At 66.2% G+C, this 4,015-nt stretch carries 6 protein-coding genes; 1 reads left to right on the top strand and 5 read right to left on the bottom strand.

The genetic code is table 11. The features are described 5' to 3' along the window. Positions 1–253, bottom strand: a 253-nt coding sequence (locus tag H926_RS0118400; RefSeq protein WP_028658214.1) for a GntR family transcriptional regulator, incomplete at its 3' end; no start/stop codon positions are given. A 100-nt stretch (positions 254–353) separates the two neighbouring features. On the opposite strand from H926_RS0118400, the gene H926_RS0118395 reads away from it, so the two are divergent. Beyond that, positions 354–1,022, top strand: coding sequence for a pyridoxamine 5'-phosphate oxidase family protein (locus H926_RS0118395; protein ID WP_022677611.1), 669 nt, complete (start codon positions 354–356; stop codon positions 1,020–1,022). Between the two features lie 103 nt (positions 1,023–1,125). Here the strand turns inward: H926_RS0118395 and H926_RS0118390 are convergent, their stop codons facing one another. The 4 genes from H926_RS0118390 to H926_RS34955 form a co-directional block, all read right to left on the bottom strand. Next, entirely contained in the window at positions 1,126–2,295 is a 1,170-nt protein-coding gene (locus H926_RS0118390) for a pyridoxal phosphate-dependent aminotransferase (RefSeq protein ID WP_022677610.1), read from the bottom strand. 77 nt (positions 2,296–2,372) lie between these two features. Further along, complete coding sequence (locus H926_RS0118385; RefSeq protein WP_022677609.1) at positions 2,373–2,843, bottom strand: Lrp/AsnC family transcriptional regulator; 471 nt, start codon at positions 2,841–2,843, stop codon at positions 2,373–2,375. Between the two features lie 61 nt (positions 2,844–2,904). Continuing rightward, a complete protein-coding gene (locus tag H926_RS0118380; RefSeq protein WP_022677608.1) occupies positions 2,905–3,594 on the bottom strand; it encodes a response regulator in 690 nt (229 codons plus the stop codon). Further along, on the bottom strand, positions 3,591–4,015 hold a 425-nt coding region (locus H926_RS34955; RefSeq protein WP_237741094.1), incomplete at its 5' end, for a sensor histidine kinase KdpD. The genes H926_RS34955 and H926_RS0118380, both read right to left, overlap by 4 nt.

Below are 4,015 nucleotides of genomic sequence, written 5' to 3'. Positions count from 1 at the left end.
GCAAAGGCGCGACGCGGGTGGCAGAACCGGGCGTGGCATGGACAAAGCCTTCGGCGGCGAGCCGGTCATAGCCGGCCACCACCGTGCTGCGCGCGATGCCCAGCGCCACAGCCAGCGCGCGCGTCGACGGCAAAGGCGCCCCGGCCGGCAGCGTGCCTGCCAGGATACGTTCGCGAAACGCGCGATAGACCTGCCCTTCCAGATCGCCCGCAGCGCGGTTCAACACCAGCCAGGTCAGCGGTTCGGCATGCATGGGGGCGCCTTAAGCGGACTGCTCATATTTTGACAAGTGGACCTCATCAACAAACCACTTTGTCGGCAAAACCAGCCTGCCACAGCAAGAGGCCTAAGCGATGACAAACCAGTTTCCCGTTACAGACCGCAGCCGCGTGCGCCGCATGCACGATCGCGCCAGCCATGCCTGGGCCGATGTTCATGCGGTACTGGATGCCGCGCCCATGTGCCACGTTGGCTATGTGATCGACGGCGCGCCTTATGTGACGCCAACGCTCCACTGGCGGCAGGGCAACCGCGTGTTCTGGCACGGGTCTTCGGCCAGCCGGTTCCTGCGACAGGCCGAAGGGCAAGCGGTATGTCTGACAGTGAGCCTGATGGATGGCTATGTCCTGGCGCGATCGGCCTACAACCATTCGGTCAACTATCGCAGCGCCATGGTATTTGGCCGCGCCAACAAGATCACCGATGCGCAGGAAAGCGCCGCTGCGCTTCGCCAGATGGTCGACAGCCTGTTCCCCGGCCGGTGGGACACACTGCGCCCGATGACCGCGCAGGAGGCCAAGGCCACGACGGTGATGTGGATGGATATCGCCGAAGCGAGCGTGAAGGACCGCGTCGGCCCACCCGGCGACGCGGATGAGGCGGACGTGCCAGTCTGGGCCGGCGTCCTGCCGATGCGCACCACCCTCGGCACGCCCGAACCCGCGCCGGAGATAGCAGCGGGTGTGCCGCTACCTGCCGACCTGGCCGAACTGGTGGCGTCAGGGCTGCTCCGCCCGGCGTAGGCGCAAATGGGGGGCTGTGGCCTGACCGAAAGCAGCGGAAAACCAGGTAGCTGGCTCCCGGATCAAATCCGGGGTCCCGCTATTCTGCTACGGAACTTCGGCCCTACGCCAGCACCCGCTCCACCGTATTGCAAAAGCGTTCCATTTCCTGGGGCGAGCCGATGGTGATGCGCGATCGCGTCGGCCAGATCGGCCAGGAGCGACCGATGGCAATGCCCTTGGCCTCGAACGCGGCCTTGATCGGTGCAGCGGGCCGGCGCCAATCGACCATCAGCATGTTGGCGGCGCTGGGCAGCACCGGGAAACCGCGCTGCGTGAGGAAAGCGGCGGTCTTTTCGCGGGTCTGCGTGTTCTGTTCGCGCCGGGCGGTGATCTGGTCCATTCGGCGCAGGCTGGCGCTGGCGCAGGCGAGCGCCGGCACCGGCAGTTGCAGCGTCTGGATTACGCCATCGTACTGCATCAGCTTGGCCTGAAGGTCAGGCCGGGCGATCGAGAGGCCCATGCGCATGCCGGCCATGCCGAAAATCTTGGAAAAAGTACGCAGGATCACCACGTTCTGGCCCTGGCGCACCAGATCCATGCCCGATGCCGCGCCGGAAAAGTGCAGATAGGCTTCGTCCAGCAGCAGTACGGCATCCTTGGGCATGGCATTGGCCAGCCACACGATGTCGGCCATCGGGGTGAGCGATCCGGTGGGGTTGTTGGGGTTGCAGATGTGATAGAGCCCGGCGCGCGGATTGGCCGCCAGCATGGCACGCACATCGTGGGCCTGGTCGCTGGCCCGCAGCGGCACCTTGGCCACCGGCGCGCCAATGTAACCAGCCACCATCCAGGCCACCTCGAACGTGGGATCGGCGGTTACCAACCCGCGCTCTGGGCTGCAAAAGCCGACGACGGCGCGGGCGAGCGGGCTGCCCGATCCCGCCCAAGGCACGACATGATCGGCGCCCACCTGCTCCATCGTCGCGACGGTCTCGATCAGGGCGTCACGCTCACCGGCGGGATCGTAATAGTTGCTGCGGGCAACGGCGGCGCGGGCAGCGTCGGTGCCGTCGTCCACCGGCCCTTCCCAATATTCGTTTCCATTGAGGCGGATCGTGCCTGGAGCCACTTTCAGGCCATTGGCAGCCGAAGCCGCGCTGGGTTGCGGGCCGGCCTGGCCCGCCGGCGCGGCCAAGGCCCGCTCCCCCAGCGCGGCGCTGGTGCCAAGGGCAGCGGCGATCTGGAACATGCGCCGACGATCGAGCGGCAGGGCAGCGGAAAAGTCTGTCATGGCGCAGGCATCCTTTGGCAAAAACGCAAGGGAGGCGCGATGGTGCAGTGCCGCGAAGGCGCGGTCAACCGCCGCGTTCAGAATGCGGCGGCATGATGCAGCGGCAGGCTTTCGGCAGACTTGACCGTCTCCATCACGATCGAGGCGCAGACCACGTTCATTTCGATCCGCGATACCAATGCCTTGTACACGCGGTCATAGTCATCGACGCTGGGCAGCACGATGCGCAGCAGGTAATCGATGTTGCCGGTCAGGCGATAGACTTCCATGATTTCGGGGATGCCGGCCACGGCCTGGCGGAACTGCTCGGTCCACGCCGCGCTGTGCGTGCGCACGCTGACGGTGACGAACACCGTGGTCGGCAGCCCCACCTTGGCGCGGTCGATCACCGCCACGTTGCGGCGGATATAGCCTGCCTCGCGCAAGTGGGCGATGCGCCGCGAACAGGCCGACGGCGAAAGATGCACCTTGGCGCCAACATCGGCCAGGGGCGTATCGCTGTCACGCTGCAGAACGTCGAGTATAGCCAGATCACGCGAATTGAGCATACGAAAGACCTCCCGCCACGCAAATGCAGGATAACGCAGCGCTGCGCAACCAGTGTGCAGATTAAGCGGTAATCAGGCGATAGCCCACGCCGGGCTCGTTGCGGATCATGCTCGCTTCAACGTCGCCGTCCTCCAGCTTGCGGCGCACCCCGCGCACGGCGACGCGCAAGTATTCCACATCGTGTTCATGCCCTGCCCCCCAAACCGCACGCAGCAGCGCGGCATGCGACACGACGCGACCCGGGTGGCGACACAGTTGCGCCAGAAAGCCGTATTCCTTGGGCGTCAGATGCACTTCCACCCCATCGCGCAGCACGCGGCGGGCCGCCAAATCCACCGTTACGGCGCCAACCTGGACCACCGGCTCTTCCGCCACGCGGTTGAGCCGCGTGCGCAGGGCCACGCGGATGCGCGCGTGGACTTCGTCGGTGTCGAACGGCTTGGTGACATAGTCATCAGCGCCCAGATCGAGCGCGGCAACCTTTTCATCGGTGGCGTCGCGCGCCGAAACGATCAGCAGTGCTGCGCCCGTGGCCTTGACCAGCGGGATAAGTTCCAGCCCGTCGCGGTCAGGCAGGCCCAGATCGAGCAGCACCAGATCGGGCTTGTCGATCGCCAGTGCCGCCAGGGCAGCGCGGGCATCGGCGGCCTCGATCACCTCGTGCCCGGCGCGGGCCAGGCTGCCGCGCAGCAGGCGGCGGATGGCGGGTTCATCGTCCACCACCAGGACGCGGGTGGCAAGGCTGCTCATTCGGCGCTGATCTTTCGCAACTGGCTTTCCGAGAAATGCAGGGTGAAGCGGGCGCCGGGGCGATCGCTGCGGTTGGCGGCGCTGACATCGATGCCCATGGCGCGGGCAAAGCCCCTGACGATGGCCAGGCCCAGGCCGGTGCCGCCCTTGCGATCGGAGCCTTCCACTCTTGTGAAAACTTCGAATATGCGAAGCGACATGCCCGGCGGCAGGCCAGGGCCTTCGTCCAGCACCAGCAGGTCGAGCCCATCGGCACGGCGCTGGGCCGACAGAATGATCGCGCCTTCTTCCCCACCATGGCGCACCGCGTTCTCGATCAGGTTGATCAGGCAGTGGTGAAACAGGCGCGGATCGACCATCACCAGCGGCAGATCGGGAGCGATATCCATCGTCACGGCGCGGGTGCCGAGCGTGCGGCGCA

Origin of the sequence: Novosphingobium sp. B-7 (assembly GCF_000410615.1) — a bacterium.
Taxonomy (GTDB): domain Bacteria; phylum Pseudomonadota; class Alphaproteobacteria; order Sphingomonadales; family Sphingomonadaceae; genus Novosphingobium; species Novosphingobium capsulatum.
The sequence above is the reverse complement of the archived record's forward strand: the minus strand, read 5'-3'. Positions and strand labels throughout refer to the sequence as shown.

Bases quoted from the DNA above. Each gene is read 5' to 3' on its own strand.
- H926_RS0118395 (WP_022677611.1), top strand. From the start codon at position 354: ATGACAAACCAGTTTCCCGTTACAGACCGCAGCCGCGTGCGCCGCATG.
- H926_RS0118390 (WP_022677610.1), bottom strand. From the start codon at position 2,295: ATGACAGACTTTTCCGCTGCCCTGCCGCTCGATCGTCGGCGCATGTTC.
- H926_RS0118385 (WP_022677609.1), bottom strand. From the start codon at position 2,843: ATGCTCAATTCGCGTGATCTGGCTATACTCGACGTTCTGCAGCGTGAC.
- H926_RS0118380 (WP_022677608.1), bottom strand. From the start codon at position 3,594: ATGAGCAGCCTTGCCACCCGCGTCCTGGTGGTGGACGATGAACCCGCC.